This is a genomic window from Streptomyces sp. NPDC050658, from assembly GCF_044457025.1.
Taxonomy (GTDB): Bacteria; Actinomycetota; Actinomycetes; order Streptomycetales; family Streptomycetaceae; genus Streptomyces.
Window position 1 is genome coordinate 233198 of the sequence record NZ_JBITGM010000014.1, and the last position, 25538, is coordinate 258735.

22 protein-coding genes are annotated in these 25538 nt (G+C 70.1%); 11 read left to right on the plus strand and 11 right to left on the minus strand.

The window, feature by feature from the left end; genetic code table 11:
• Position 1 precedes the first annotated feature (1 nt).
• Positions 2 to 907: a UTP--glucose-1-phosphate uridylyltransferase GalU gene (gene galU / locus ACIBKX_RS36435; RefSeq protein WP_363270018.1), complete on the minus strand. Its 906-nt coding sequence runs from the start codon at positions 905 to 907 to the stop codon at positions 2 to 4.
• A gap of 94 nt (positions 908 to 1001) precedes the next feature.
• Here galU and ACIBKX_RS36440 point away from each other — a divergent pair, with 94 nt between their 5' ends.
• Positions 1002 to 1613 carry a 5-formyltetrahydrofolate cyclo-ligase gene (locus ACIBKX_RS36440; protein ID WP_363270017.1) on the plus strand — a complete coding sequence of 204 codons (612 nt, stop codon included), beginning with the start codon at positions 1002 to 1004 and terminating at the stop codon, positions 1611 to 1613.
• Between the two features lie 64 nt (positions 1614 to 1677).
• Here ACIBKX_RS36440 and ACIBKX_RS36445 read toward each other — a convergent pair whose 3' ends face one another.
• Entirely contained in the window at positions 1678 to 4437 is a 2760-nt protein-coding gene (locus ACIBKX_RS36445) for a penicillin acylase family protein (RefSeq protein ID WP_363270016.1), read from the minus strand.
• A gap of 213 nt (positions 4438 to 4650) precedes the next feature.
• On the opposite strand from ACIBKX_RS36445, the gene ACIBKX_RS36450 reads away from it, so the two are divergent.
• The 6 genes from ACIBKX_RS36450 (at position 4651) to mscL (ending at position 10429) form a co-directional block, all read left to right on the plus strand.
• Positions 4651 to 6171, plus strand: coding sequence for a potassium/proton antiporter (locus tag ACIBKX_RS36450; RefSeq protein ID WP_363270139.1), 1521 nt, complete (start codon positions 4651 to 4653; stop codon positions 6169 to 6171).
• 302 nt (positions 6172 to 6473) lie between these two features.
• Positions 6474 to 7739 (plus strand): MFS transporter, encoded by a 1266-nt coding sequence (locus tag ACIBKX_RS36455; RefSeq protein WP_363270015.1) that lies wholly within the window; start codon positions 6474 to 6476, stop codon positions 7737 to 7739.
• 67 nt (positions 7740 to 7806) lie between these two features.
• Positions 7807 to 8139, plus strand: coding sequence for an FmdB family zinc ribbon protein (locus ACIBKX_RS36460; protein ID WP_363270014.1), 333 nt, complete (start codon positions 7807 to 7809; stop codon positions 8137 to 8139).
• 93 nt (positions 8140 to 8232) lie between these two features.
• A complete protein-coding gene (locus ACIBKX_RS36465; protein ID WP_363270013.1) occupies positions 8233 to 9084 on the plus strand; it encodes an S-methyl-5'-thioadenosine phosphorylase in 852 nt (283 codons plus the stop codon).
• 160 nt (positions 9085 to 9244) lie between these two features.
• Positions 9245 to 9793 (plus strand): hypothetical protein, encoded by a 549-nt coding sequence (locus tag ACIBKX_RS36470; RefSeq protein ID WP_399377015.1) that lies wholly within the window; start codon positions 9245 to 9247, stop codon positions 9791 to 9793.
• A 159-nt stretch (positions 9794 to 9952) separates the two neighbouring features.
• Positions 9953 to 10429, plus strand: coding sequence for a large conductance mechanosensitive channel protein MscL (mscL, locus tag ACIBKX_RS36475; RefSeq protein WP_363270011.1), 477 nt, complete (start codon positions 9953 to 9955; stop codon positions 10427 to 10429).
• A gap of 7 nt (positions 10430 to 10436) precedes the next feature.
• Here the strand turns inward: mscL and ACIBKX_RS36480 are convergent, their stop codons facing one another.
• The 4 genes from ACIBKX_RS36480 to ACIBKX_RS36495 form a co-directional block, all read right to left on the minus strand.
• Positions 10437 to 10664, minus strand: coding sequence for a hypothetical protein (locus ACIBKX_RS36480; protein ID WP_363270010.1), 228 nt, complete (start codon positions 10662 to 10664; stop codon positions 10437 to 10439).
• Between the two features lie 34 nt (positions 10665 to 10698).
• Positions 10699 to 11481, minus strand: a complete 783-nt coding sequence (pflA, locus tag ACIBKX_RS36485) for a pyruvate formate-lyase-activating protein (RefSeq protein WP_363270009.1) — start codon at positions 11479 to 11481, stop codon at positions 10699 to 10701.
• Between the two features lie 18 nt (positions 11482 to 11499).
• Positions 11500 to 13758 (minus strand): formate C-acetyltransferase, encoded by a 2259-nt coding sequence (gene pflB, locus ACIBKX_RS36490; RefSeq protein ID WP_363270008.1) that lies wholly within the window; start codon positions 13756 to 13758, stop codon positions 11500 to 11502.
• Positions 13759 to 13953: 195 nt separating this feature from the next.
• Positions 13954 to 15387 carry a NarK family nitrate/nitrite MFS transporter gene (locus ACIBKX_RS36495; protein WP_363270007.1) on the minus strand — a complete coding sequence of 478 codons (1434 nt, stop codon included), beginning with the start codon at positions 15385 to 15387 and terminating at the stop codon, positions 13954 to 13956.
• Positions 15388 to 15552: 165 nt separating this feature from the next.
• Between ACIBKX_RS36495 and ACIBKX_RS36500 the strand changes: the two genes are divergently transcribed.
• The 4 genes from ACIBKX_RS36500 (at position 15553) to ACIBKX_RS36515 (ending at position 20326) form a co-directional block, all read left to right on the plus strand.
• The gene (locus ACIBKX_RS36500; protein ID WP_363270006.1) at positions 15553 to 16779 is read left to right on the plus strand and encodes a low temperature requirement protein A; all 1227 of its coding nucleotides are present in this window, start codon (positions 15553 to 15555) and stop codon (positions 16777 to 16779) included.
• 166 nt (positions 16780 to 16945) lie between these two features.
• Positions 16946 to 17986 carry a P1 family peptidase gene (locus ACIBKX_RS36505; protein WP_363270005.1) on the plus strand — a complete coding sequence of 347 codons (1041 nt, stop codon included), beginning with the start codon at positions 16946 to 16948 and terminating at the stop codon, positions 17984 to 17986.
• A 165-nt stretch (positions 17987 to 18151) separates the two neighbouring features.
• Positions 18152 to 19384: an Ig-like domain-containing protein gene (locus tag ACIBKX_RS36510; protein ID WP_363270004.1), complete on the plus strand. Its 1233-nt coding sequence runs from the start codon at positions 18152 to 18154 to the stop codon at positions 19382 to 19384.
• Positions 19385 to 19534: 150 nt separating this feature from the next.
• The gene (locus tag ACIBKX_RS36515; protein ID WP_363270003.1) at positions 19535 to 20326 is read left to right on the plus strand and encodes a DUF6227 family protein; all 792 of its coding nucleotides are present in this window, start codon (positions 19535 to 19537) and stop codon (positions 20324 to 20326) included.
• Between the two features lie 33 nt (positions 20327 to 20359).
• Here the strand turns inward: ACIBKX_RS36515 and ACIBKX_RS36520 are convergent, their stop codons facing one another.
• From ACIBKX_RS36520 to ACIBKX_RS36540, 5 genes are all read right to left on the minus strand, one after another.
• Positions 20360 to 20638 carry a hypothetical protein gene (locus ACIBKX_RS36520; RefSeq protein WP_363270002.1) on the minus strand — a complete coding sequence of 93 codons (279 nt, stop codon included), beginning with the start codon at positions 20636 to 20638 and terminating at the stop codon, positions 20360 to 20362.
• Positions 20639 to 20757: 119 nt separating this feature from the next.
• Entirely contained in the window at positions 20758 to 22794 is a 2037-nt protein-coding gene (locus ACIBKX_RS36525) for a fructose-specific PTS transporter subunit EIIC (RefSeq protein WP_363270001.1), read from the minus strand.
• A gap of 43 nt (positions 22795 to 22837) precedes the next feature.
• Complete coding sequence (gene pfkB, locus ACIBKX_RS36530) at positions 22838 to 23785, minus strand: 1-phosphofructokinase (RefSeq protein ID WP_363270138.1); 948 nt, start codon at positions 23783 to 23785, stop codon at positions 22838 to 22840.
• An 83-nt stretch (positions 23786 to 23868) separates the two neighbouring features.
• The gene (locus ACIBKX_RS36535; protein ID WP_363270000.1) at positions 23869 to 24630 is read right to left on the minus strand and encodes a DeoR/GlpR family DNA-binding transcription regulator; all 762 of its coding nucleotides are present in this window, start codon (positions 24628 to 24630) and stop codon (positions 23869 to 23871) included.
• 127 nt (positions 24631 to 24757) lie between these two features.
• On the minus strand, positions 24758 to 25447 hold the full coding sequence (locus ACIBKX_RS36540; protein ID WP_363269999.1) for a TetR family transcriptional regulator: 690 nt from the start codon (positions 25445 to 25447) through the stop codon (positions 24758 to 24760).
• Positions 25448 to 25538 lie beyond the last annotated feature (91 nt).

A 25538-nucleotide genomic window follows, 5' to 3' on the forward strand; every position in this document is an offset into this window, starting at 1 on the left:
GCTACATCTCCTCGGACACGTAACTGCGAAGCCAGGCCTGGAAGTCCGGGCCCAGGTCCTCACGTTCGCACGCGAGTCTGACAATGGCACGCAGATAGTCGCCGCGGTCACCGGTGTCATAGCGGCGGCCCTTGAAGACCACGCCGTGCACGGGACCGCCGACCTTCTCGTCGGCCGCCAGCTGCTGGAGTGCGTCGGTGAGCTGGATCTCGCCTCCGCGGCCCGGCTCGGTCTTGCGCAGTATGTCGAAGACATGGGGGTCCAGGACATAGCGGCCGATGATGGCGTAGTTGCTGGGGGCGTCCGCCGGGTCCGGCTTCTCGACCAGGCCGGTCACCTTCACGACGTCGCCGTCTTCCGTGGCGTCGACGGCCGCGCAGCCGTAGAGGTGGATCTGCTCCGGGGCCACCTCCATGAGGGCGATGACGCTGCCGCCGTGCTGCTCCTGGACCTCGACCATGCGGGCCAGCAGGGGGTCGCGCGGGTCGATGAGGTCGTCGCCGAGGAGCACCGCGAACGGTTCGTTGCCGACGTGCGGGGCGGCGCACAGGACGGCGTGACCGAGCCCCTTGGGGTCGCCCTGGCGTACGTAGTGCATCGTCGCGAGGTCGCTGGACTCCTGGACCTTCGCGAGCCGCGCCTCGTCGCCCTTCTTCAGAAGGGCCGACTCCAGTTCGTAGTTGCGGTCGAAGTGGTCCTCCAGGGGGCGCTTGTTGCGACCCGTGATCATGAGGACGTCATCGAGGCCCGCGGAGGCGGCTTCCTCCACCACGTACTGGATGGCCGGCTTGTCGACGACCGGCAGCATCTCCTTCGGAGTGGCCTTGGTCGCCGGCAGGAACCGGGTGCCTAGACCCGCTGCCGGAATGACAGCCTTGCTGATCCTGGGGGGGTGAGACTCAGTCATGTCCGTAACCATAACTGGTGCGTATGTGCGGAATCTGTGGCTCCGGACAATTGATTCTCATATGAGCACAACTGAAGGGATTTGTGGCCACGCCATGGCAGAGACCGGCTCGGACAAGGCAACCAAGCGCACGTTGCGGCGAGAGTTCCTCGCGGTTAGAGGCGGGTTGACTAGGGATGACGCTCAGGAGGCCGCCGCGGTTCTCGCCGGGCGCGCACTGGAGCTGCCGGAGCTGGCCGGGGCCCGCACGGTGGCGGCGTACGTCTCTGTGGGGAGCGAGCCGGGCACGCGCGCCCTCCTCGACGCCCTGCACGCGCGCGGGACGCGGGTCCTGCTGCCGGTGCTGCTCGCCGACAACGACCTCGACTGGGCCGCGTACGACGGAGCGGGCTCACTTGAGCGGGTCCAACACGCGGGAAAGATCGCGCTGTTGGAACCCTCCGGGCCGCGGCTCGGGCCCGACGCCGTCACGGAGGCCGACGCCGTGCTGCTTCCCGGCCTCGCCGTCGACGAGCGCGGAATGCGCCTGGGGCGCGGCGGAGGCTCGTACGACAGGGCCCTGGCGCGCCTGGAGCGGGCGGCGGCCGATCCGGCCCTGGTGGTGCTCCTGTACGACACGGAGGTCGTCGCCCGCGTCCCGGCGGAGGCGCACGACCGGCCGGTGCACGCCGTGGTCACGCCTTCGGGAGTACGCCGCTTCCGCTGACCTCCGGTGACGTGAAAGGGCCCTCCACGCGCGCGTGGAGGGCCCTTTCACTGCTGCTCACGGCTCAGGGCCGCAGCACCAGGGTGTCGCTCGTGCTGTTCTTGACGGCCTTCTCGGAGAACGACCACGGCAGCAGCTCGCCCTTGACCCACTTGCTGGTCTGGTCGGTGTAGTGCGCGTTGTAGGCGTGCCCCGAAGCGCCGGTGAGGTTGATCCACTTCGACTTGTCGAGGTCGTCGAGGTTCACCACCATGCGCATCGACGGCACCCACTGCACTCCGTAGCCGCCCGCCGCGTTCCAGCCGGTGGCGTTGACCGCCGCCTCGCCGCCGCCCAGCTTGAACGGGCCGCGGTTGAGCATGAACTGGAGCCAGCCCGGACCCTCGACGCCGAGGGTCTGGTTCTTCAGGGTCAGCCGGTGCAGGCGGCCCCAGCTCCAGGTGTCGATGTCCTTGCCGAGCTTGGCGGTCAGGTCCCAGCGGGCGTCTTCCATGGCCCGCGCGAAGAGCTGGTCGCGGGTCTTGGTCTCGCTGTCGGTGCGGGTCTTCGGCGACTGCCACCAGTCGTTCTTCTCGTCGTCGAGGATCGACCGGATCACTTCGTAGTAGCGGTCGCCGCCGTCGGGCTGCGCCGACTCCGCGTCGCGCTGGCCGCACTCGCGCACCGGCTCGGCCTCGTCCGCGGGACCGGTGTTCCCGGCCGGCTCGACGTTCAGGCACTGGCCCTTGGCGCGCAGCTCCTTGGGGAGCTTGTTGCCGATGGACAGCTTGAGGACGCTGCGCCAGACCGAGTTGAAGTACGCCGCGGCCGCCGAGTCGGCGTCCTGGGTGTAGTCCCAGCCCTCGAGGAGCTTCTGCGCCTCGCGGATGTACGGGTCCTTGATGTCGATCTTGAGCAGCTTGGGCACCAGCAGCTTGGCGATCTCGCTGCTGTTGTCCATCTGCATCGTGCGCATGTCCTCGGTGGAGACCTTCCCGCCGTCCTTGATCTTCGACTGGATGAGGTCCGTGATCCGCTGGCTGCGCGCCCCGTAGCCCCAGTCCGACGTGAGCTTGTACGGGTACTTGTCCTCGTCGATGACGGCCTGGTTGGCGGTCACGATGTAGCCGCGCTTGGGGTCGTACTCGTAGGGCAGCGCCGACTGCGGGATGTAGCCGGTCCAGCGGTAGTCGGAGTCCCAGCCGGGCGCGGGCAGCGCGCCGTCGCCCTTGCCGCGGACCGGGATCTTGCCGGGCGCCTGGTAGCCGATGTGGCCCTTGGTGTCGGCGTAGATCAGGTTCTGCGAGGGCACTTCAAAAGAAGCGGCGGCCTTGCGGAAGTCCGAGAAGTTCTTCGCCTTGTTGAGCTCGAAGACGGCGTCCATCGACTTGCCGGGCTGCAGCGCGGTCCAGCGCAGCGAGACTCCGTAGCCGTCGCCCCGGTCGGGGGCGGCGCTGTCGACGGTGGCCTTCTTGCCGACCTTCACCAGCTCGTCGTCGCGGTCGGACAGGAGCGGGCCGTTGTCGGTCTCGCGGACGGTGATCTTCTTGGGCTTGCCGCCCGCGACCTTGATCGTCTCGACGCGGGTCTTGAAGGGCACGACCTTGCCGTCGTACTCGTAGCCGTCGCCCTCGAACTTCTCCAGGTAGAGGTCCGTGACGTCGGCGCCCAGGTTCGTCATGCCCCAGGCGATGTCCTGGTTGTGGCCGATGACCACACCCGGCATCCCGGAGAACGTGTACCCGGAGACGTCGTACTGGCACTCCTTGGAGACCGTCCGGCAGTGCAGGCCCATCTGGTACCAGACGGACGGCAGCTGCGGCGAGAGGTGCGGGTCGTTGGCCAGCAGCGGCTTCCCGGAGATGGTGTGGTCTCCGGAGACCACCCACGAGTTGGAGCCGATGCCGTTGCCGTTCGGGCCGAGGCCCGCGTCCGGGATCTTGTCCAGGACGTCGGAGAGGCCGGAGAGCTGCGACTGCAGGCCGTCGGGGGCCTCCGTGTTGCCGGCGAGACCCGTGCCCGCGGCGCCGCCTGCCGTGCCCGACTGGCTGCCCGTGGCGCCGCCCTTGCCCTCGTACTCCTTGGTGACGCTGTTGTAGGCGCCCTCCTGGACGATCGGCTTGTTCCGGGCGTACGGGTACTTCGGGTACAGGTCCTTGATCTGCGACGGGCCGAGGCGGCTGGTCATCAGGGAGCGGTCGATCTCGTCCTGCATGTTGCCGCGCAGGTCCCAGGCCATGGCCTTGAGCCAGGCCACGGAGTCGACGGGCGTCCACTCCTGGGGCTTGTAGTCGTTGGTGAAGCCGAGGGCGGCGTACTCCAGGGAGATCTCCTCGCCGTCCTTGTCCTTCAGGTAGGCGTTGACTCCCTTGGCGTACGCCTGGAGGTACTTCTTCGTCTCCGGCGAGAGCTTGGAGTCGTACTCCTTCTGCGCCACCCGGTGCCAGCCGAGCGTCCGCAGGAACTCATCGGTCTTGAGCTGACCCTTTCCGAACATCTCGGAGAGCCGACCGGAGGTCATATGGCGACGGACGTCCATCTCCCAGAAGCGGTCCTGCGCCTGGACATAGCCCTGGGCCATGAACAGGTCGGCGTCGGACTCGGCGTAGATCTGCGGGATTCCGTTGCCGTCACGCTTCACGTCGACGGGACCGGCCAGACCGTCGAGCTCGATCGTTCCCTTGGTCTGCGGGAAGGAGGCGCGCACCGTGCTGATGCTCCAGTACGCGCCGTAGCCGATGCCCCCCACGATGGCGAGGACCAGGACGATCACGATGAGTCGGGCTCGGCGCCCCTTCTTCTTGCCGGACTTATGACCGGAAGAGGCGTTGGTATTCGAGGGCATCGCTGTCCTTGCTGTCCTTACGCGAGCGGCAGGGCTGGCTGGGCGGTGGTGAGAGCGCTGGAGCAACCATAGGCGCAGGGCACTACGGCCTCGGACGCGGAGTCAGGAACCTACATCGCCACGCATCGGACTGGCGTTCGATGGCGTCAAGGAGGCGTTAACAATTAGGTAAGGTAACGAAGTACTTGGCTCGCGCGGAGGAAGGAACGGCCCCTGACTGTCCACGACCTCAACCAGCTCCTGCTCATCTGCTCGCTCGTCCTGCTCGTCGCGGTGGCGGCCGTCCGCGTCTCCTCGCGCAGCGGGCTCCCCAGCCTGCTGCTCTACCTCGGCATCGGCGTCGCGATAGGCCAGGACGGCATCGGCAACGTCACCTTCAACAACGCCGAGCTGACGCAGGTCATCGGCTATGCCGCCCTCGTCGTGATCCTGGCCGAGGGCGGTCTCGGCACGAAGTGGAAAGAGATCAAACCGGCCCTGCCGGCGGCCGCCGCGCTCTCCTTGGCCGGCGTCGCCGTGAGCGTCGGCGTGACGGCCGCGGGCGCGCACTATCTGGTCGGTCTCGAGTGGCGGCAGGCGCTGATCATCGGCGCGGTCGTCTCGTCCACGGACGCGGCGGCGGTCTTCTCCGTGCTGCGGAAGGTGCCGTTGCCCTCGCGCGTGACGGGTGTCCTGGAAGCGGAGTCGGGGTTCAACGACGCCCCTGTGGTGATCCTGGTCGTGGCGTTCTCCACCACGGGGACCGTGGAGCACTGGTACGTCCTCATCGGCGAGATCGCCCTGGAGCTGGCGATCGGTGCCGCGATCGGCATCGCGGTCGGCTGGCTGGGCGCCTACGGCCTGCGGCACGTGGCCCTGCCCGCCTCCGGCCTCTACCCCATCGCCGTCCTCGCCATCGCGGTCGCGGCGTACGCGGCGGGCGCCATGGCGCACGGCTCCGGGTTCCTCGCCGTCTACCTCGCCTCGATGGTCCTCGGCAACGCCAAGCTGCCGCACTGGCCCGCCACCCGCGGCTTCGCCGAGGGGCTCGGCTGGATCGCCCAGATCGGCATGTTCGTCCTGCTCGGCCTGCTCGTCACACCGCACGACCTGCTCGACGACACCTGGCCCGCGATCGTCATCGGCCTGGTCCTGACGATGGTGGCCAGGCCCCTGGAAGTCGTGATCAGCCTGTTGCCGTTCCGCATGCCCTGGCAGGAGAAGGCCCTGATGTCCTGGGCCGGACTGCGCGGCGCCGTGCCCATCATCCTGGCGACCATCCCGATGGTGAACGGCGTCGACGACAGCCAGCGGATCTTCAACATCGTCTTCGTCCTGGTCGTCGTCTACACCCTCATCCAGGGTCCTACGCTGCCGTGGCTGGCCAAGGTGCTGCGCCTCGGCGACTCCGCGGAGGCCGCCGACCTGGGCATCGAGTCCGCTCCCCTGGAGCGGCTGCGCGGCCATCTGCTCTCCGTGGCGATCCCCAAGGGGTCACGGATGCACGGCGTCGAGGTGGCCGAGCTGCGGCTGCCCGCCGGTGCCGCGGTCACCCTGGTCGTACGCGAAGGCGAATCCTTCGTGCCGCTGCCGACGACCGTGCTGCGCCGCGGCGACGAGCTTCTGGTGGTGGCCACCGACCCGGTGCGGGACGCCGCCGAGCAGCGGCTGCGCGCGGTCGGACAGGGCGGAAAGCTGGCCGGCTGGCTGGGAACGACCACCCAGGAGCGGGATGGGCGGGACAATCGCAGGTGACGGGCGCCTCATTCTCAGTATTCGCAGGCTTGACGCGTTCGTTCCCTGTACGATGAAGGGACGCATGATCCGAAGCAATGGATCTTGCCCATATCGCTTGGGCGCCTCGGGTGCCTGAAGCGCCAGAACCAACTGATCGAACCAACTCTGTCTGAAGCAGAGCTGGCGCCGACCGTATGGCGGCCGCGTGTCCTCGCAGTGGGCAACCGGCATCTACCGCAGTTCCGCGCAAGAGGACAGCTCTCGGCGCCGTCTCCCTGAAAAAAGGGGCCGCGCTACCAGGCGGCAGAAAGGCACGGGCCGTGGCATCCACGGTCACCTCCCGCCCCGGATACGGCCAGCTGCTGCGCACCCGCGGCGCCTGGACGTTTCTCCTGCCCGGCTTCGCGGCACGCCAGCCCTTCGCGATGCTGACCATCTCCATCGTCCTGCTGGTCCAGCACACCACCGGCTCCTACGGTGTCGCCGGCGCCGTATCGGCCGTCACCGGCGTCTCCATGGCGGTCTTCGCCCCCTTCGGGGGCAAGCTCGCCGACCGGTTCGGCCAGCGGGCCGTGCTGGTGCCGGGCGTGCTCATCCACACGGTGTCGGTGCTCTCCCTGACGCTGCTCGCGCTCTCGGACGCCCCCCTGTGGGCGCTCTTCGTCGCGGCGGTGCCCACCGGCGCCTCGCAGCCGCAGATCGGCCCCATGGTCCGGGCCCGCTGGGGCGTCAAGCTCCAGGACACCCCGCTGGCCGGCACGGCGGCCGCCTTCGAGTCGGTCACCGACGAGCTGACCTTCGTCCTCGGCCCGCTCCTCGCGACCGCCCTGTGCACCACCATCGACCCGTCGGCCGGACTCTTCACCGAGGCGGGCCTCACCCTCGTCGGCGGCCTGCTGTTCGCCGCGCAGAAGAGCACCCAGCCCAAGCCCGCCCCGCGTGACGCCCACGCGCGCGTGGAGCACACCTCGGCCCTGCGGATCCCCGGGGTGCGCGTCCTGATCGTGACCTTCCTGGGCATCGGCGCCGTCTTCGGCGGCATGCAGGTGGCCCTGGCCGCCTTCACCGAGTCGATCGGCGAGCCCGGCCTGAACGGCGTCCTGTACGGCACCTTCGCGGCGGGCAACATGCTCTCCGGCCTGGTCTGCGGCGCCATCGCCTGGAAGATCGCCCCGCAGCGGCGCCTCGTCGTCGCGTACGCGGCACTGACGCTGATGGCGTCGGGGCTGTGGGCCGCGCACTCCGTGGTGCTGCTCGCCGGGCTCGGTCTCCTGGTCGGCGTCTGCATCGCTCCCGCGCTGATCACCGGCTACACACTGGTGGACAAGCTGGTCGCGCCGACCGGCCGCACGGAGGCCTTCACCTGGCTCACGGGCGCCGTCGCGCTCGGCCAGGCCGCCGCCGTCACGGTCGCCGGACAGCTGGAGGACCGGCTCTGGGACGGCGCCGGATTCCTGGTGCCGCTGGGCGGCACCGCACTGGCCCTCGTGGTGCTCCTCGCCCTGCGATCGCGGCTTGTGCCGCGGTCCGCCGGGCGCACGGTGGCGCGTGGCGTCGGTCACCGCGAGCCGGTGACGGTGGACTGATCTCGCGGAATACGTCACTATGGACCGTCGTTAGCACTCATCGAGTGAGAGTGCCAGGAGGAAGCAAGTGCCGACGTACCAGTACCAGTGCACCGAGTGCGGCGAGGGCCTCGAGGCGGTGCAGAAGTTCACCGATGACGCCCTGACCGTGTGCCCCAGCTGCGACGGACGCCTCAAGAAGGTGTTCTCGGCCGTCGGCATCGTCTTCAAGGGCTCCGGCTTCTACCGCAACGACAGCCGCGGCTCCTCGTCGAGCAGCACGCCGTCGTCGACGTCGACGTCCTCCTCCTCGAAGTCGTCCGACTCGAAGCCGTCCGACTCGAAGTCCACGTCGACCGCTTCGTCGTCTTCGTCGTCGTCTTCCGCGTCGACCTCGTCCTCGGGGTCGTCGGCCGCGTAGGGCTCAGCGCCCCGCACACGCCTCTTTCCGGGTCCCCGCCGTCTTCTGACGGCGGGGACCTCGGCGTACCACCGCCCGACTACTGTGCTGGGCATGGTGAACACGGCGAACGCGACGCGGGCCGACATCGGTGTCATCGGCGGCTCGGGCTTCTACTCCTTCCTCGACAACGTGACCGAAATCCAGGTCGACACCCCCTACGGGGCACCCAGCGACTCCCTCTTCCTCGGTGAGATCGCCGGGCGGCGGGTCGCCTTCCTGCCCCGGCACGGCCGCGGCCACCATCTGCCGCCGAACCGCATCAACTACCGGGCGAACCTGTGGGCGTTGCGTTCCGTGGGCGTACGGCAGGTGCTCGGACCGTGCGCGGTGGGCGGGCTGCGCCCCGAGTTCGGGCCGGGCACGCTGCTCGTGCCCGACCAGCTCGTGGACCGCACCAAGGCGCGGACGCAGACGTATTTCGACGGAGTGCCCCTGCCCGACGGGAGCATCCCGAACGTCGTGCACGTGTCGCTCGCCGACCCGTACTGCCCGGCCGGGCGCAGTGCCGCGCTGAAGGCGGCGCGCGGCCGTGACTGGGAGCCGGTGGACGGCGGGACGCTGGTCGTGATCGAGGGCCCGCAGTTCTCGACCCGCGCCGAGTCGCGCTGGTACGCGGCGCAGGGCTGGTCGGTGGTGGGCATGACCGGGCATCCCGAGGCGGCGCTCGCCCGTGAACTGGAGCTCTGCTACACGTCGTTGAACCTGGTCACGGATCTCGACGCGGGGGCGGAGAGCGGCGAGGGCGTCTCGCACGACGAGGTGCTCCAGGTCTTCGCGGCGAACGTGGACCGGCTGCGGTCGGTGCTGTTCGACGCGGTGGCGGGGCTGCCGGCGGCCGGCGAGCGGGACTGTCCGTGCGCGGAGGCGCTGGGCGGGATGGACGCGGGGATACGGATGCCGTGAGGTAGGGCTTGAGCGCGGCGTGAGTACGACTTGACCTGGCGGAACTTCCCCTTCGAGTGAGGGAGTTGTCCACAACCGGCGAGTAGTCCACGGGCCTCAGCGGGATTCGGCGTGAGCCCTCATCGTGAGAGCGCAAGCCGATTCCCTCTCATCGCAGGCGGTGGTCGTCGTGATCCCAGTCCCCTCCCAGCCCCGGCCGGCAGACAGCCGCCAGGTACCGCACTTCGCTCCCCTGCGCGTCAGGGGCGGACGGCACCGGCTGCGGCGGCTGCTGCGGCACAGACGCCGGGCCATGGCCGCGGGGCTGGCGATGACCGCCGCCGCGCTGGTGGCCGCCGGGCCACGGGACGCCGAGCGGGTCGGGGATGCCGAGCGGGTGGTGCGGCCACGGGCGCATCCGGCGCCGGCCGCCCCGCTGGTGACGGCGCCCGTGCGGATCGCGGACGCGGCGACGGTGCGGCTGCTGCGCCGCGGGGACCGGGTGGACGTCGTCGCCGCGGACGGATCGGCCGTCGGCGGCGGAAAGCCGCGGGTGGTGGCGGCGGGCGCCAGGGTCGCCGAGGTGCCCGAGGCCGACGGCGGGGCGGATGCCGGGGCCGAAAGCGCCGCGGAGGGCGGCGCGTTGGTGGTGCTCTCCGTCCCGCGGGCGACCGCCGCGCGGCTCGCGGGCGCCGGTGCGACGGCGCGCCTGGCGGTGACACTGTGCTGACCCAGCGCGTGTGCGACTGCATTCATCACATGGGCGGCTGCACTGACATGCGGTCAAGTCGCCCGTTCGAGGCGCCCAATTGGACAGGCCCGCCGGGCGCTGCCGTAGGTTGCGAAGCCGTCTGTTTTACAACCTGCATGTGCAACGAAAGGCCTCGTGGTGAGCGAGAAGAAGGAACCGGGTCTCTGGGAGGGCTTCAAGGCCTTCCTGATGCGCGGCAATGTCGTCGACCTGGCGGTCGCGGTGGTCATCGGCGCCGCGTTCACGAACATCGTGAACTCGGTCGTGAAGGGTGTCATCAACCCGCTGGTCGGTGCCTTCGGAACGAAGGATCTCGACCGCTACAGCTCGTGCCTCAAGGACCCGTGCGTCATGAAGCCCGACGGGACGGTCGAGAGCGGCATCCCGATCATGTGGGGTTCGGTGCTCAGCGCCACGCTCAGCTTTGTGATCACCGCGGCCGTCGTGTACTTCCTGATGGTGCTGCCCATGGCCAAGTACCTCGCGAAGCAGGCCGCGCGGAAGGCGGCCAAGGAGGGAACGCAGGAGGTCATCGAGGTGTCCGAGCTGGAGGTCCTCAAGGAGATCCGCGACGCCCTGGTGGCGCAGCGCGGCTCTGGCCACAGCGAGCCCTAGAGCGGGCTCAGAGGTGGTGGGGCGGCTTCTCGTCGAGGAAGCGCGCGAGGTCGGCGGCGCTGTCGCCGCCGACCGGAGGCCGCTCTCCCCACCCGCGGTCCGTGTCGTCCGAAGACTGCTGCGACAGGGGATCGTCGAAGACCAGGGCGCTCCTCGGCTTCCTCGGCGCCGTCGCGTCCTTCGGGGCCTCCGATTCCTTCGGATCGCGCGGTTCGGGGGCGGGGGCGGTGCTCATGTATCCAGGGTACGTCCGTGGGGCCCCGCCCCGCTCAGACGGCCCTGAGGCCCTGGGCCGCGAAGATCTCCTTGGCCGCCGCGACCTGCCCGGGGGTGGGCGAGGGGGTGTCGCGGAGCGTGAAGTCCTTGCCGAGCGCGTCCCACTTCGCCTCGCCCAGCTGGTGGAAGGGCAGCACGTCGACGCGCGAGACGTTGCCGAGCGAGGCGGCGAAGCGGGCGACTCCCCCGATGTTCGCCGGATCGTCGGTCAGACCGGGCACGAGGACGAACCGCACCCAGACGTCCTGGCCGAGGTCGGCCAGGCGCCGGGCGAAGTCGAGGGTGGGCCGCAGGGGGCGGCCCGTGACCCTCTTGTATGTGTCGCGGTCCCAGGACTTGATGTCCAGGAGCACCAGGTCGACGTCGCGGAGCAGGGCGTCGGTGGCCCGTGTGCCGAGGAAGCCCGAGGTGTCGAGGGCGGTGTGCAGGCCCAGCTGGTGCTTGAGGCGGTGCAGCAGCTCCCCGGTGAAGACGGGCTGCAGCAGGGGTTCGCCGCCGCTGACGGTGGCTCCGCCGCCGGCCGCCGAGATGAACGTCGTGTACTTGGCGGCCTCCGTGATCACGTCGTCGACCGTGGTCCGCTTGCCGTCCCGCATCCGCCAGGTGTCGGGGTTGTGGCAGTACAGGCAGGTCAGCGGGCATCCGGAGAGGAACGTGACGAAGCGCGTGCCGGGTCCGTCGACCCCTGTGGACAGGTCCCAGGAGTGGAGGGATCCGGTGACCGGGCGGCGGGTGACGGCGGCCGCCGGGGTCGCCGTGTCGAGCAGGGCAGTCATGGCGGGCCTCCAAGTGGCTCAGAGCGAGCCGTGGAAGGTGCGGTTGATGACGTCGAGCTGCTGGTCGCGGGTGAGGCGGATGAAGTTGACCGCGTAGCCGGAGACCCTGATGGTCAGCTGCGGGTAGTTCTCCGGGTGCTCCATGGCGTCCTGGAGGGTCGCCTTGTCGAGGACGTTGACGTTCATGTGGAAGCCGCCGCTCGCCATGTAGCCGTCCAGGACGCCGGAGAGGTTCGCGGTCCGCTCCTCGGGGGTGCGGCCCAGGGCGTCGGGCGTGATGGTGTTGGTCAGCGAGATGCCGTCCTCGGCGTCGTCGTAGTCGAGCTTGGCGACGGACAGCGCGGAGGCGATGTAGCCGTGCTGGTCGCGGCCGTTCATCGGGTTGGCGCCCGGCGCGAAGGGCTCGCCCGCGCGGCGGCCGTCGGGGGTGTTGCCGGTCTTCTTGCCGTAGACGACGTTCGAGGTGATCGTCAGGACCGACTGGGTGTGCACCGCGTTCCGGTACGTCGGGTGCTTGCGGACCTTGCCCATGAAGTCGGAGACGATCCGCCGCGCGATGGCGTCGGCCCGCTCGTCGTTGTTGCCGTAGGCGGGGTAGTCGCCCTCGATCTCGTAGTCGACGGCGAGGCCCGTCTCGTCGCGGATCACCTTGACCCTGGCGTGCTTGATGGCGGAGAGCGAGTCGGCGGCGACCGAGAGGCCCGCGATGCCGCATGCCATGGTGCGCAGGACCTCCTGGTCGTGCAGGGCCATCTCGATGCGCTCGTAGGCGTACTTGTCGTGCATGTAGTGGATGACGTTCAGCGCGTGGACGTACGTCTTGCCGAGCCAGCCGAGCATCGCGTCGTAGCGCTCGGCGACGGTCTCGTAGTCCAGGTAGTCGCCCTCGACCGGCTCGAAGCCCTCGACGACGCGCTTGCCGGTCTTCTCGTCGCGGCCGCCGTTGATGGCGTAGAGCAGCGCCTTGGCGACATTGACGCGGGCGCCGAAGAACTGCATCTGCTTGCCGACGGCCATGGCCGACACACAGCAGGCGATCGCGGTGTCGTCGCCGTACTTGGGGCGCATCAGCTCGTCGGACTCGAACTGGAGGGCCGAGGTGTCGACGGCCACCTGGGCGGCGAACTTCTTGAAGCCGTCGGGCAGTTGCGGGGCCCAGAAGACGGTGAAGTTCGGCTCGGGGGCCGGGCCGAGGTTGTAGAGGGTCTGCAGGGCGCGGAAGGTGGTGCGGGAGACCAGCGGGCGGCCGTCCTCGCCGATGCCGGCCATGGACCAGGTGACCCAGGTGGGGTCGCCGGAGTACAGCTCGTTGTACTCGGGGGTGCGCAGGAAGCGGACGATGCGGAGCTTGATGACGAAGTCGTCGATGAACTCCTGGGCCTCGGCCTCGGTGATGCGGCCGGCCTCGATGTCGCGCTGGAGGTAGATGTCGAGGAAGTTGTCGATGCGGCCGATCGACATGGCCGCGCCGTTCTGCTCCTTCACGGCGGCGAGGTAGGCGAAGTACAGCCACTGGACGGCCTCGCGGCCCGTGCGGGCGGGGCCGGAGATGTCGTGGCCGTAGGACAGGGCCATGGCCTTCAGCTCGCCCAGGGCCTTGATCTGCTCGGAGGTCTCCTCGCGGGCGCGGATGACGTCCTGGGTGGGCCACTGCTCGTTCAGGAGGGCCTTGTCGGCCTCCTTCGCGGCGATGAGGCGGTCGACTCCGTAGAGCGCGACGCGGCGGTAGTCGCCGATGATGCGGCCGCGGCCGTAGGCGTCGGGCAGGCCCGTGATGATGCCGGAGGAGCGGCAGGCGCGGATCTCGGGGGTGTAGGCGTCGAAGACGCCTTCGTTGTGGGTCTTGCGGAGGTGCGTGTAGACCTCTTTGACCTCGGGGTCGGCCTCGTAGCCGTAGGCGTTGAGGGCGCCTTCGACCATTCGCCAGCCGCCATTGGGCATGATGGCGCGGCGCAGCGGGGCGTCGGTCTGCAGGCCGACGATCAGGTCGAGGCGGTGGTCGATGTAGCCGGGCCTGAAGGCGTCGATGCGGGAGGGCGTCTTGACGTCGACGTCGTAGATGCCGCGCTCGTTCTCCTCCGGGAACATGGCGAGGAGCTTCTGCCAGACCTGGGTGGTGCGGTCGGTCGGGCCCGCGAGGAAGGAGTCGTCGCCCTCGTACGGCGTGTAGTTCTGCTGCACGAAGTCGCGTACGTCGACGGCGTCGCGCCAGAGGCCGCCCTTGAAGCCGTCCCAGGCCGTGCCGTGCACCGTCGCTTCCGCAGGAGTGGCAGTCATGATCCGCACCTTCCGTCTCGCCTCTTCGGTACGTCTCCATTCCACGCCCGTTTGATCGATCAGGGGCGCCGCAATGGTCCCTACTTCAGGGCCGGAGGTCCCGATTCCCGGCGCCTGAGGGCAACGGAAAGAGGGTGGACCGGGTGCTCCCACACCCGGCCCACCCGGTCCGCTCGGTCCGCGCCGCCCGACGCGTCAGCTCGGGGACTCCGCGCCCTTGCGGGCGTAGAACCACCAGCAGACGGCGACACAGCTGGCGTAGAAGGCCACGAAGCCCCACATCGCGCTGGTGACCGCGAAGTTGGCGAACATCGCCGGGATGAAGAAGAAGCCGTACGCCGCGATGGCGGAGGTGAAGCCGGTGACGGCGCCCGCCTCCATCTCGGACTGCTTCAGCGCCTTCGTGTACTCGGGCGTGCCCTCCGTCAGGCCCTTCAGGTGCTGGTTGCGGAAGATCACCGGGATCTGGCGGAACGTCGAGCCGTTGCCGATGCCCGAGAAGAAGAACGCGCACAGGAAGCAGGCGAGGAAGCCCCAGAAGTTGCCGTTGTCGCCGCCGGAGGGCAGGAAGTTGATGACGCCGATGATCGAGAGCGCCATGCCGGCGAAGGAGATGATGGTGACCCGCGCGCCGCCGATCTTGTCGGCGATCCAGCCGCCGGCCCAGCGGGCGAGCGCCCCCACGGCCGGGCCCATCCAGGCGTACGTGGCCGCGGAGTAGGCCGCGTCGATCGGCGTGAACGTGGTCTTGATGAGCATCGGCAGGGCCGCCGCGAAGCCGATGAAGGAGCCGAACGTGCCGACGTAGAGCCAGGTCATCAGCCAGTTGTGCTTGCGCTTGAAGATGATCTTCTGCTGGCTGAAGGGGGTCGAGGCGATCTTCAGGTCGTTCTGGCCGAACCAGGCGATCGCGGCCAGGACCACCAGGACGGGCACCCACAGGAACGCGGCGTTCTGCAGCCAGACCGGAGTGCCGTCGGCCTTGTGCTGGGCCGAGCCGACCGCGATGACGGAGCTGGTGATGACGATCGGGGTGACCAGCTGGACGACGGAGACGCCGAGGTTGCCGAGGCCGCCGTTGATGCCGGTCGCGTTGCCCTTGTCCCGCTTGGGGAAGAAGAAGCCGATGTTGGCGAGGGACGAGGCGAAGTTCGCGCCGCCGACGCCACAGAGGGCGGCGATGGCGATCATCACGCCGTACGAGGTGTCGGGGTCCTGGACCGCGATGCCGAGCCAGATCAGGGGGACGACCAGGACGATCGTGGAGAGCGCGGTGAAGCGGCGCTGGCCGATCATCGGGCCGAGGAAGGTGTAGAGGATCCGGGCCGTGCCGCCCGTGAGGCCGGGGACCGCCGTCAGCCAGAACAGCTGGGAGGTGGAGAAGCTGAAGCCGACATCGGCCAGGTTGGTCGCGGTGACCGACCACACCTGCCAGACGACGAAGGCCACCAGGAGGGCGGGGACCGCGATCCACAGGTTGCGGGCGGCGACCTTCCTGCCGGTGGACTTCCAGAAGAGTTCGTTCTCCGGCTCCCAGTCGGTGATGGTCCGGCCGGGACGGTACTGAGCGGGGTCGTACGACGTGCCCGTGGGCGCGGTCGGCGTTTCTTGGACGGCAGGCGATCTCATGTGGGTTCCCAGTTCGCTACGGGTCCCGACCTTGCTCCGGGGCCTGACCCTTCCACGATCGCCGCCGCCGAACGCGGCGGGCAGAGCCCTTGGCCACCAGGTGACCAGGACAAAGACCGCGGGTCGGGCAGGACTTCGGACCTCGTGTTCTGCTGTGCTTTCGGCATGACATCTGAACCGGCCCCCACGCCGAACCCAGCAGGAAGCCCGAAGCCGGGGCCCGCCCCCGCGTCGGCCACGCTGCGCCCGCTGACCGCGCGCGGGCGGGACGAGGAGCACCGGGCGGCGACCCCGCTTGAGCTCTTCTTCGACCTCTGTTTCGTCGTGGCGGTCGCCCAGGCCGGTGCCGAGCTGGTGCACGCCGTCGCCGAGGGACACGCGGGCGAGGGGATCCTCAACTACGCGATGGTGTTCTTCGCGCTGTTCTGGGCGTGGGTCAACTTCTCGTGGTTCGCGTCGGCGTACGACAACGACGACGTGCTCTACCGGGTGGTCACACTCATCCAGATCGCGGGTGTGCTGGTCTTCGCGGCCGGGGTCTCCAAGGGCTTCGAGGACCACGACTTCCTGCTCATCTGGCTCGGCTACCTGATCATGCGGGTCGCCCTCACCACCCAGTGGCTGCGCGCCGCGGCCGCCGCGAGCGGGGAGGAGCGCCGCACCGCGCTGCGGTACGCCGTGGGAGTGCTGATCTGCCAGATCGGCTGGTCGGGGCTGCTGTTCCTGCCGGAGGGCGGCCGGGGCTGGCTGTTCCTCGCGATGGCGATCGCCGAGATGTGCGTGCCGGTCGTCGCGGAGCGGAGCTTCACCACGCCGTGGCATCCGCATCACATCGCCGAGCGGTACGGCCTGTTCACGATCATCGTGCTCGGTGAGACGATCGCGGCGGCGACGGTCGCCGTGAAGTCCGGCATCGACGAGACCGACGAGCTGGGCGATCTGCTGCCCATCGCGGCCGGCGGGCTCCTGATCATCTTCGCGGCGTGGTGGATCTACTTCGTCGTGCCGATCCACGGCCGGCTCAGCAGCAACCGGCAGGCGTTCCTGTGGGGTTACGGGCACTACTTCATCCTCGGCTCGGCGGCCGCGATCGGCGCGGGGATCGAGGTGGCGGTCGAGCAGGCGATCGGCAAGGCGCACATCTCGACGCTCGCCGCGTCCGCCTCGGTGACGGTGCCGATGGCGCTGTATCTGCTGACCGTCTGGCTGCTGCACTCCCGCTACTACAAGGTGGGCATCGCACAGCAACTGGTGCTGCCCGGCGGTGCGCTCGCGACCCTGGCGAGCACCTTCGCGGGAAGCTGGGCGGTGTTCGTCGCGGGCCTCGTCGCGACGGCGACGGTCGCAACGGGGGTGACGCTCACCCGACGGATGACGGCGCATGGAGGCTGAGCGCGCAAGGGAACGGTGCATGGAGGCTGACCGCGCAAGGGAACGGTGCGTGGAGGCTGAGCGCGCATTGAGGCTGAGCGCGCATGGCGGATAACCGCGCATCGAGGACGACCCCGCATGGCCGACTCGCCTCACTCGACGCGCCCCGCGTGATACGCAGGTCGGCATGGACACCTCCGGCTCCCTCACCGACATCCCAGGCCTGCGCGTAGGGCACGCCACCCTCAGTGGCCCCGGGCACGCGGGGCATCTCACCGGTACGACGGTCGTACTCGCGCCCGTGGGCGGCGCCGTGGCGGCCGTGGATGTGCGCGGCGGCGGTCCCGGCACCCGGGAGACGGACGCGCTCGACCCGCGGAATCTGGTGCAGCGCGTCGAGGCGGTCGTCCTGACCGGCGGCAGCGCGTACGGCCTGGACTCCGCGTCCGGGGTGATGGCCTGGCTGGAGGAGCAGGGCCGCGGTGTGCGGGTGGGCCCCGATCCCTCGCACGTCGTGCCCGTGGTCCCGGCCGCCTGCGTCTTCGACCTCGGCCGCGGCGGCGAGTTCACGGCCCGCCCCGACGCGGCGACGGGCCGGGCGGCGGTGGCGGATGCCGCGGCCACCGAGCCGTTCACGCCGGTCCGGGAGGGCAACGTCGGGGCGGGTACCGGCGCGGTGGTCGGCAGGGTCAAGGGTGGCATCGGCAGCGCGAGCGTCCGCCTCGACTCGGGGATCACGGTGGCCGCGCTGGTCGTGGCGAACGCGGCGGGCTCGGGCGTCGACCCGGAGACGGGCGCGCTGTACGGGCGGTACTTCGAGGGGCGGCAAGTAGCCTACCCCGCGCCCGATGTGCACAAGGAGGCCGGGCGCAGGCTCGCCGAAGCGGCCGCCAGGAACGGCAGGCCGCCGCTGAACACGACCCTCGCCGTGGTCGCCACGGACGCCGTGCTCACCAAGGCCCAGGCGCAGAAGCTCGCCGGCACGTCGCACGACGGCATGGCCCGCGCGGTGCGCCCCGTGCACCTCCTCAACGACGGGGACACCGTCTTCGCCCTGGCGACCGGCGAGCACCCGCTGCCCGCCGACAACCCCCTCGCGCTCAACGACATCCTGGCGGCGGGCGCGGACCTGGTGACGACCGCGATCGTGCGGGCGCTGCTCGCGGCGGAGTCGGTAGAGACACCTGGCGGCACGTTCCCGTCGTACCGCGATCTCTACGGCGGGTAGCAGACGAATAAGCCCAACCAGCACCAAATAGCCCTAAACCACAGCCCGTTGACCTCCACGACGGGCCGCTCAGCTGTGCCTCCGCTCACACCATCCGGAAGGAACCTTTCCGCCTGCCGCGCGCTCTTTACCCGTACTGGACCAGAACGCGCACTTGGCACATAGATGGAGCAGCCCGTGACAACGTCGTACACAGCCCGGCCTCGGCGACGCACCCTGCTGGCAGCCGCCGCACTCGCCGCCGCGGGTGCGCTGACCCTCACGGCCTGCGGCGGCGACGCGGACGCGGACGACGACGGCAAGAACGGCAAGGGCAAGGACTCCAAGGGCCTCGCCATCACCATCTCGGCGAAGGACGGCTCCACGGGGGCCTCCATCAACGCCACGGGCGTCAAGGCCGAGGGCGGCAAGCTCACCGACGTGAAGATGACGCTGGTCTCCACCGGCGCCGCGGTCGACGGCACGCTCTCCGCCGACGGCTCCAGCTGGAAGCCCAAGGCCCAGCTGGAGCGCGGCATGAAGTACCGCATCACGGCCAACGCCGAGGACGCCAAGGGCAAGGAAGCCACCGAGAACTCGATCTTCACGACCGTCTCGAAGGCCAACAGCTTCATCGGCAGCTACGCCCCGGACGGCGGCACCAAGGTCGGCGTGGGCATGCCGGTCTCCTTCACCTTCGACAAGGCCATCACGGAGAAGAAGGACGTCCAGGCGCACATCAAGGTCACCTCGGACAGCGGCCAGAAGGTCGTCGGCCACTGGTTCGGCGACCAGCGCCTGGACTTCCGGCCCGAGGAGTACTGGAAGGCCGGCTCCAAGGTCACGATGAAGATCGACCTGGAGGGCGTGAAGGGCGCGGAGGGCGCCACCGGCGTACAGAACAAGACGGTCAGCTTCACCGTCGGCCGCGCGCAGGTCTCCACGGTCGACGTGCAGGCGAAGAAGATGACGGTCGAGCGGGACGGCAAGGTCGTCAAGACCATCCCGATCTCCGCGGGCAGCCCGTCGAACCCCACGTACAACGGGCAGATGGTGATCTCCGAGAAGTTCACCCAGACCCGGATGAACGGCGACACGGTCGGCTTCGGCGGTGAGTACGACATCAAGGACGTCCCGCACGCGATGCGCCTGTCGTCCTCCGGCACCTTCATCCACGGCAACTACTGGGGCTCGCCCTCGATCTTCGGCAGCTCCAACACCAGCCACGGCTGCGTCGGCCTCCAGGACGCGCAGGGCGCGGGCGACTCCAGCACGCCGGGCGCGTGGTTCTACGACAACTCCCTGATCGGGGACGTCGTGACGGTCAAGGGCTCCCCCGACAAGACGATCGCCCCGGACAACGGCCTGAACGGCTGGAACATGTCCTGGAGCGAGTGGACGGCGGGCAGCGCGGGCTAGCCAAAGCCGGCCAGAAGCACTCACAACACCACGAGCCGCACGGGAACTTGCCGTGCGGCTCGTACGTTTTCCCGTTCCCGGACATGATGTCCGAGCAAGGGGCTACGGTATGCACTCACAAGGTGACATGCAGCAACGCCGGGAGAAACCTTGAGCGTTCCGTACGAGTACGAGACAGCGTACGAGCCACCCGAGTCGCCCGAGCAGCAGACTCCGCACTCTCCGCAGGAGCACCTCGAGCGACTCCTCGGCCGCGCCCTGAACTCCTTCGACCTGCCGGACGAGACGATACGGCGCCTGGACTCGGCGATCGCGTACGACAGTTCGCTGCACTCCGCGCACCACAGCGCGGACCTGCACCGCGAGACGTACCGGCACACGTGGCTGCTCGCCGACGCGGAGGCGCTCACCCTCTGGGAGCTCGTCCACAACACGGGCCCCGACAGCAGCCCCCAGTTCGAGCTGTACGCGGACGAGGAGGAGGCCGGCGTCGCCACCTCGCGCCTGCCGCTGCTCCCGGAGACCGGCCCCGCCCCCTGCGAACAGCCCGTCGTGCTGCGCCTGTCGATCGCCGAAGAACCTCGGCATACGTACGTTCCCGACGACTCCGCGGACCACGGCCGCCGGCTGCTGCGCCGCGCGGAGAACCCGCCGGAGGCAGGGCGGCCGGGCGAGGAGATCGAGCGGCGGCTGCGCTCGGCGTTCGCCCACCAGATCACGCAGGCCTTCGGCCGCCCCTGTCTGACGGGCGAGGCCCGCTTCTGCTTCTCCCTCTACGAGCACGCGTTCCTGCTCTTCGACGGCAGCGAGCTGAGCCTGTGGGAGGTCGAACACACGGTCACACCGGACAAGCGGCACATGTGCGAGGTGTACGTCAGCGAGGGCGCGGCACGGGCCGCGATGGAGCTGCGGGCGCGGAGCCTTCCGCAGCAGCGCTCCTGAGCACTCTCCAGCGCTCCTGGCCGGGGCTTCCGGCTAGGACCGGCTGTCGCCGAACTGCCGTACCAGACCGGCGAAGGCGGCCCGCTCGTCCGGCGTGAGTTCGACCGTCTCCGCGCGCGGCGGTCCGGCCTGCACGGGAAGTGCGGGGAGCGCGGGAAGCGCGCGCAGTCCCTGCGGCTGAGACTGCCGCCAGGCGTCCACGTCGAACCGATCGCGCCGCAGCACCAGCACCAGGCCCACGGCCCAGACGACGGTCGCCACAGCGAGTACGGCCACGCCTATCTGCTGGAGGATCGAGACATTCTGGAGCATGCCGCACAGTAGACAACACGATCCGGGACTTCCGACAGGGGGGCCGTGGGACTTACGTCCTGAAGTGACGCATGTCGCACAACCCCCCGCATTCGGATCTCTTGGGATCAAATCCCGGATCAGGCGGCGGCCGGTACCCGCTCCTCCGCCACGCCCCCGCTCTCCTTCGCCGTCTCCGCACCCTCCGAAGGCGCCGTCTTCCGGGCGCCCTTGAGCAGGACGACCACCACGGTCGAGACGCCGACACCGGCGGCGATCGCGACCAGGTAGAGCAGCGGCTGCCCGATCAGCGGCACCACGAAGATGCCGCCGTGCGGGGCCCGCAGCGTGCAGTCGAAGGCCATCGACAGGGCGCCGGTGACCGCGCCGCCCGCCATCGACGCGGGGATCACCCGCAGCGGGTCGGCCGCGGCGAACGGGATCGCGCCCTCGGTGATGAAGGAGGCGCCGAGGAACCAGGCGGCCTTGCCGTTCTCGCGCTCCGTCTTGGTGAAGAGCTTCCCGCGGACGGTGGTGGCCAGGGCCATGGCGAGCGGCGGGACCATACCGGCGGCCATCACCGCGGCCATCACCTTCAGGCTGCCCTCGGTCGGGTTGGCGAGGCCGCCGACGGCGAAGGCGTACGCGACCTTGTTCAGCGGACCTCCGAGGTCGAAGCACATCATCAGGCCGAGGATGACGCCGAGAATGATGGCGTTGGCACCGGAGAGGCCCTCCAGCCAGTCCGTCAGCGCGCTCTGCAGCGAGGCGATGGGCTTTCCGATGACGAGGAACATCAGGAAGCCGACCACCGCGGAGGAGATCAGCGGGATCACGACGACGGGCATGATCCCGCGAAGCACCGTCGGGATCCTGACCCGCTGGATGCCGAGGACCACGCCGCCCGCGATCAGGCCCGCCGCGAGGCCGCCGAGGAAGCCCGCGTTGATGGTGACGGCGACGGAACCGCCGACGAAGCCGGGGACCAGGCCCGGCCGGTCGGCCATTCCGTATGCGATGTAGCCGGCCAGGACCGGTACCAGGAAGGCGAAGGCGAGCCCGCCGATCTGGAAGAGCAGTGCGGCCCAGCTGGTGGTGTCCGTCCACACGAAGTGCTCGGCGACGGACGGCGCCTTGTCGATCTTCCAGCCGCCGATGGCGAAGCCGAGCGCGATGAGGAGGCCGCCCGCGGCGACGAAGGGGACCATGTAACTGACGCCGGACATCAGCCACTTGCGGAGCCTGGTTCCGTAGCCGTCGCCGCTGTCCCCCGCGTTGTCCACGGGGCTCGGCCCCGTCCCCGGCGCGGTGATCTCGCCGCGGGCCGCCTTCTCCTGGACCTCCGCGATGAGTTCCGCGGGGCGGTTGATGCCGGCCTTGACGGCGACGTCGACGGTCGGCTTCCCGGCGAAGCGGTTCTTCTCGCGTACGGGGACGTCGTGGGCGAAGATGACCGCGTCCGCGGAGGCTATGACCGCCGGGTCGAGGCGGGTGAACCCCGCTGACCCCTGGGTCTCGACCGTGAGTTCCACCTCTGCCTCGCGGGCCGCGTTCTCCAGGGACTCGGCGGCCATGTACGTATGCGCGATGCCCGTCGGGCAGGACGTGACGGCGACGATTCTGAACGCGGGCACCTCTTCCGTGGACGCCTCTTGGGACGGCGGCCCGGCATCGGGGGCTGTGCCCACCCGTTCCGCCCCAGCGGAACTGCTGCCCACAGCGGCGGCGGCCTCATCCCCTGTAATCAGAGCCGCTGCCGTCTCCGCGTCCGCCGCCCCCCGCAGCGCACCCGTGAATCCCTCGTCCATCAACTGCCGTGCCAGCGACGACAGAATGGTGAGGTGGGCGTCATCGGCACCCGCCGGGGCCGCGATCAGGAAGATGAGGTCCGCTGGGCCGTCCGGGGCGCCGAAGTCGATGCCGTTCGCCGAGCGGCCGAACGCCAGGGTCGGCTCCGTGACATGCGGGCTGCGGCAGTGCGGGATACCGATACCGCCGTCGAGGCCGGTCGGCATCTGTGCCTCGCGGGCCGCGACGTCGGCGAGGAACCCGTCCAGGTCGGTCACCCGGCCCAGGGACACCATGCGTTCGGCGAGGGCGCGGGCCGCCTCTTCCTTGGTTCCGGCGGACCGGTCGAGTTCGAGGTCGACCAGTTCCGCGGTGATCATCTCGCTCATCGCGGGCTCCTTCGCGGGGGACTTGGCTGGTGGGGACGGGGAGTCATGACGCCGGTTCCGTCAGGGCGCGGTCCAGGGGGACATCGGCCGTCACCGTGACGGCGTCCGGCGCGAGGTCCGCGGGCATCGGCATCGCGCTGCCCGGCAGCTGGACCGCCGCCGCGCCGTGCGCCACGGCCGAGGCGAGGGCGTCGGCTCCGCTGCCGCCGGCGATCAGGAAACCGGCGAGCGAGGAGTCACCGGCGCCGACATTGCTGCGTACGACGTCGACCTCGGCGCTGCCGAAATAGCGGCCCGAGTCGTCGACCAGGAGCTGGCCGTCCGCGCCGAGGCTGGCGAGCACCGCGCGGGCGCCGCGCTCGCGCAGTTCCTCGGCGGCCTTCACCGCGTCGCCGACGGTGGCCAGCGGGCGGCCGACCGCCTCCGCGAGCTCCTCGGCGTTCGGCTTGACGACGTCCGGCCGCTCGGCGAGCGCGGCGAGCAGCGCCGGGCCCGAGGTGTCCAGGGCGATACGGGCCCCGGCCGCGTGCGCGCGGGCCACGAGATCGGCGTACCAAGAAGGCGCGAGACCGCGCGGCAGGCTGCCGCAGCAGGCGATCCAGTCGGCGCCGGAGGACCGTTCGCGGACGATGGACAGCAGCGACTCGGCCTCCGCGACGGTCAGTTCGGGACCGGGGGCGTTGATCTTCGTGAGGGTGCCGTCCGGTTCGGCGACCGCGATGTTGGAGCGGGTCTGGCCCGCGACCGGGACCGGCGCGACCCTGATCCCCTGCTCGTCGAGGAGCTGGGCGACCAGCGCGCCGGGCGCCCCGCCGAGCGGCAGCACGGCGACGGTGTCCGCGCCCGCCGCCGCGACCGCCCGCGACACGTTGACTCCCTTGCCGCCCGGATCCATCCGCTCTCCGGTGGCCCGCACGACCTCGCCCCGGTCCAGCGAAGGGACTTCGTAGGTGCGGTCGAGGGAGGGGTTGGGGGTGACGGTGAGGATCATGCGCGTACGTACCGTTCCGTTGCTGTTCTCAGTGCTGCCCGAGGTGCTGCCCGAGGTGCTGCCCGAGTCGATGGCGCCGCCGCTCATGCCCGGATCACCTCCGTGCCGCCGCCCTCGATCGCGGCGGCGTCCTCCGGGCTGAGGCCGCTGTCGGTGATCAGGAGGTCCACGTCGTCCAGGTCGCCGAAGCGGGCGAAATGCTCCTGGCCGTGCTTGGTGGAGTCGGCGAGCAGCACCACCCGGCGTGCCGCGCCGATCGCCGCCCGCTTGACGGCGGCCTCGGCGAGGTCGGGGGTGGTCAGACCGGCCTCCGCCGAGAAGCCGTTGGTGGCGAGGAAGAGGACGTCGGCGCGGATCTCTCCGTACGCCCGCAGCGCCCAGGCGTCGACCGCCGCGCGCGTACGACTGCGTACCCGGCCGCCGATGAGGTGCAGCTGGATGCCGGGGTGGTCGGCGAGGCGGGCGGCGGTGGGCAGGCCGTGCGTGACGACGGTGAACGTCGACTCCAGCGGGAGCGAGGCGGCGAGCCGCGCGACCGTCGAACCGGCGTCGAGGATGACGCTGCCCTCCGCCGGCAGTTCGGCGAGGGCGGCCTTCGCGATGCGGTCCTTCTCGTCGGCGGACGTGCCCTCGCGCTCGGCGAGGTCCGGCTCGAAGTCGAGGCGCCCGGCGGGAATGGCACCGCCATGGACACGGCGTACGAGACCGGCGCGGTCGAGGGCCTTCAGGTCGCGCCGGATGGTCTCGGCGGTGACCTGGAACTCCTCGGCGAGGGACAGCACGTCCACGCGTCCGCCGTCACGCGCGAGCCGCAGGATCTCCTGCTGCCGCTCCGGTGCGTACATGTCCGTTCGCCTCCGCTTGATGCCCGAGCTTGTGGGTTCTCTTGGAGGCTACGGCCGGATTTCCGAAAAGTAAACAGGTTCGGGCGTGAGGCAGACACAAACGGACTTTGGTCCCCCAGCCCTGGCCCTACGGCCTCCGGAATTCACCGAGCGCCGCGATGCACCGCTCGGCGAGCGCGGCCGGACCCGACGCGCCGCCGGCCGCCTCGTCCCCGGCGGCCCAGGTCTCCACCGCCACCCGCACCGCCGAGCTGGCCAGCGCCGCCGCGAGCCGCAGCTCCAGCGAGGGCGCACCCTCGGAGGGGCGGGATTCCCGTTCGGCCAGCACCGCGAGCAGCGTCTGCTCCGAGGCGTGACAGGCGTCCGCCCACACCGCTCGCAGCGCCGGACTCTCCGCGGCCATCCGCAGCAGCGAGCGCACCCACTCCAGGGACTCCACGGCCGCGGCGTCCTCGGCGGCCAGCGCCCGAGCCGCCGCGTGCCGCAGCGCGTCCGACACCGGAAGCGGCCCCGGCGCCTCCCGCACGGCCTCGGCCCACTGCTGGGCTCCGGCGGCGAAGAGGGGGGCGACGGACTCCTCCTTGGTCGCGAAGTAGCGGTAGAAGGTGCGCGGGGCGACGCCCGCGGCACGGGCGATGTCCTCGGCGCGGGTGGCGCGCAGCCCGTTCTCGACGAAGAGCGCGGCGGCGGTACGGGCGATGTCGAGCCGCGTCTCGGCCTTGCGCCGCTCGGTGAGCGAACCGGGTGAACCGGCAGCCGAACCGGCGGACCCGACAGAAGCAGCAGAACCGGCGGAACCGGCCGTACGTACGGACATGCGAGGCAGGCTATGCCAGCGACAGCCCGCACTCCCCACAGCCGCCCGAAGACACAAACTGCCCGTGTGACAGAATCTGCCATCGCGTAGG

Coding starts and splice junctions, on each gene's coding strand:
- ACIBKX_RS36495 (WP_363270007.1), bottom strand. CDS start 15,387: ATGAGATCGCCTGCCGTCCAAGAAACGCCGACCGCGCCCACGGGCACG.
- ACIBKX_RS36440 (WP_363270017.1), top strand. CDS start 1,002: ATGGCAGAGACCGGCTCGGACAAGGCAACCAAGCGCACGTTGCGGCGA.
- ACIBKX_RS36505 (WP_363270005.1), top strand. CDS start 16,946: ATGGACACCTCCGGCTCCCTCACCGACATCCCAGGCCTGCGCGTAGGG.
- pflA (WP_363270009.1), bottom strand. CDS start 11,481: ATGACTGCCCTGCTCGACACGGCGACCCCGGCGGCCGCCGTCACCCGC.
- ACIBKX_RS36500 (WP_363270006.1), top strand. CDS start 15,553: ATGACATCTGAACCGGCCCCCACGCCGAACCCAGCAGGAAGCCCGAAG.
- galU (WP_363270018.1), bottom strand. CDS start 907: ATGACTGAGTCTCACCCCCCCAGGATCAGCAAGGCTGTCATTCCGGCA.
- pflB (WP_363270008.1), bottom strand. CDS start 13,758: ATGACTGCCACTCCTGCGGAAGCGACGGTGCACGGCACGGCCTGGGAC.
- ACIBKX_RS36480 (WP_363270010.1), bottom strand. CDS start 10,664: ATGAGCACCGCCCCCGCCCCCGAACCGCGCGATCCGAAGGAATCGGAG.
- ACIBKX_RS36465 (WP_363270013.1), top strand. CDS start 8,233: ATGGTGAACACGGCGAACGCGACGCGGGCCGACATCGGTGTCATCGGC.
- ACIBKX_RS36520 (WP_363270002.1), bottom strand. CDS start 20,638: ATGCTCCAGAATGTCTCGATCCTCCAGCAGATAGGCGTGGCCGTACTC.
- ACIBKX_RS36525 (WP_363270001.1), bottom strand. CDS start 22,794: ATGAGCGAGATGATCACCGCGGAACTGGTCGACCTCGAACTCGACCGG.
- ACIBKX_RS36535 (WP_363270000.1), bottom strand. CDS start 24,630: ATGTACGCACCGGAGCGGCAGCAGGAGATCCTGCGGCTCGCGCGTGAC.
- pfkB (WP_363270138.1), bottom strand. CDS start 23,785: ATGATCCTCACCGTCACCCCCAACCCCTCCCTCGACCGCACCTACGAA.
- ACIBKX_RS36445 (WP_363270016.1), bottom strand. CDS start 4,437: ATGCCCTCGAATACCAACGCCTCTTCCGGTCATAAGTCCGGCAAGAAG.
- ACIBKX_RS36540 (WP_363269999.1), bottom strand. CDS start 25,447: ATGTCCGTACGTACGGCCGGTTCCGCCGGTTCTGCTGCTTCTGTCGGG.
- ACIBKX_RS36510 (WP_363270004.1), top strand. CDS start 18,152: ATGGAGCAGCCCGTGACAACGTCGTACACAGCCCGGCCTCGGCGACGC.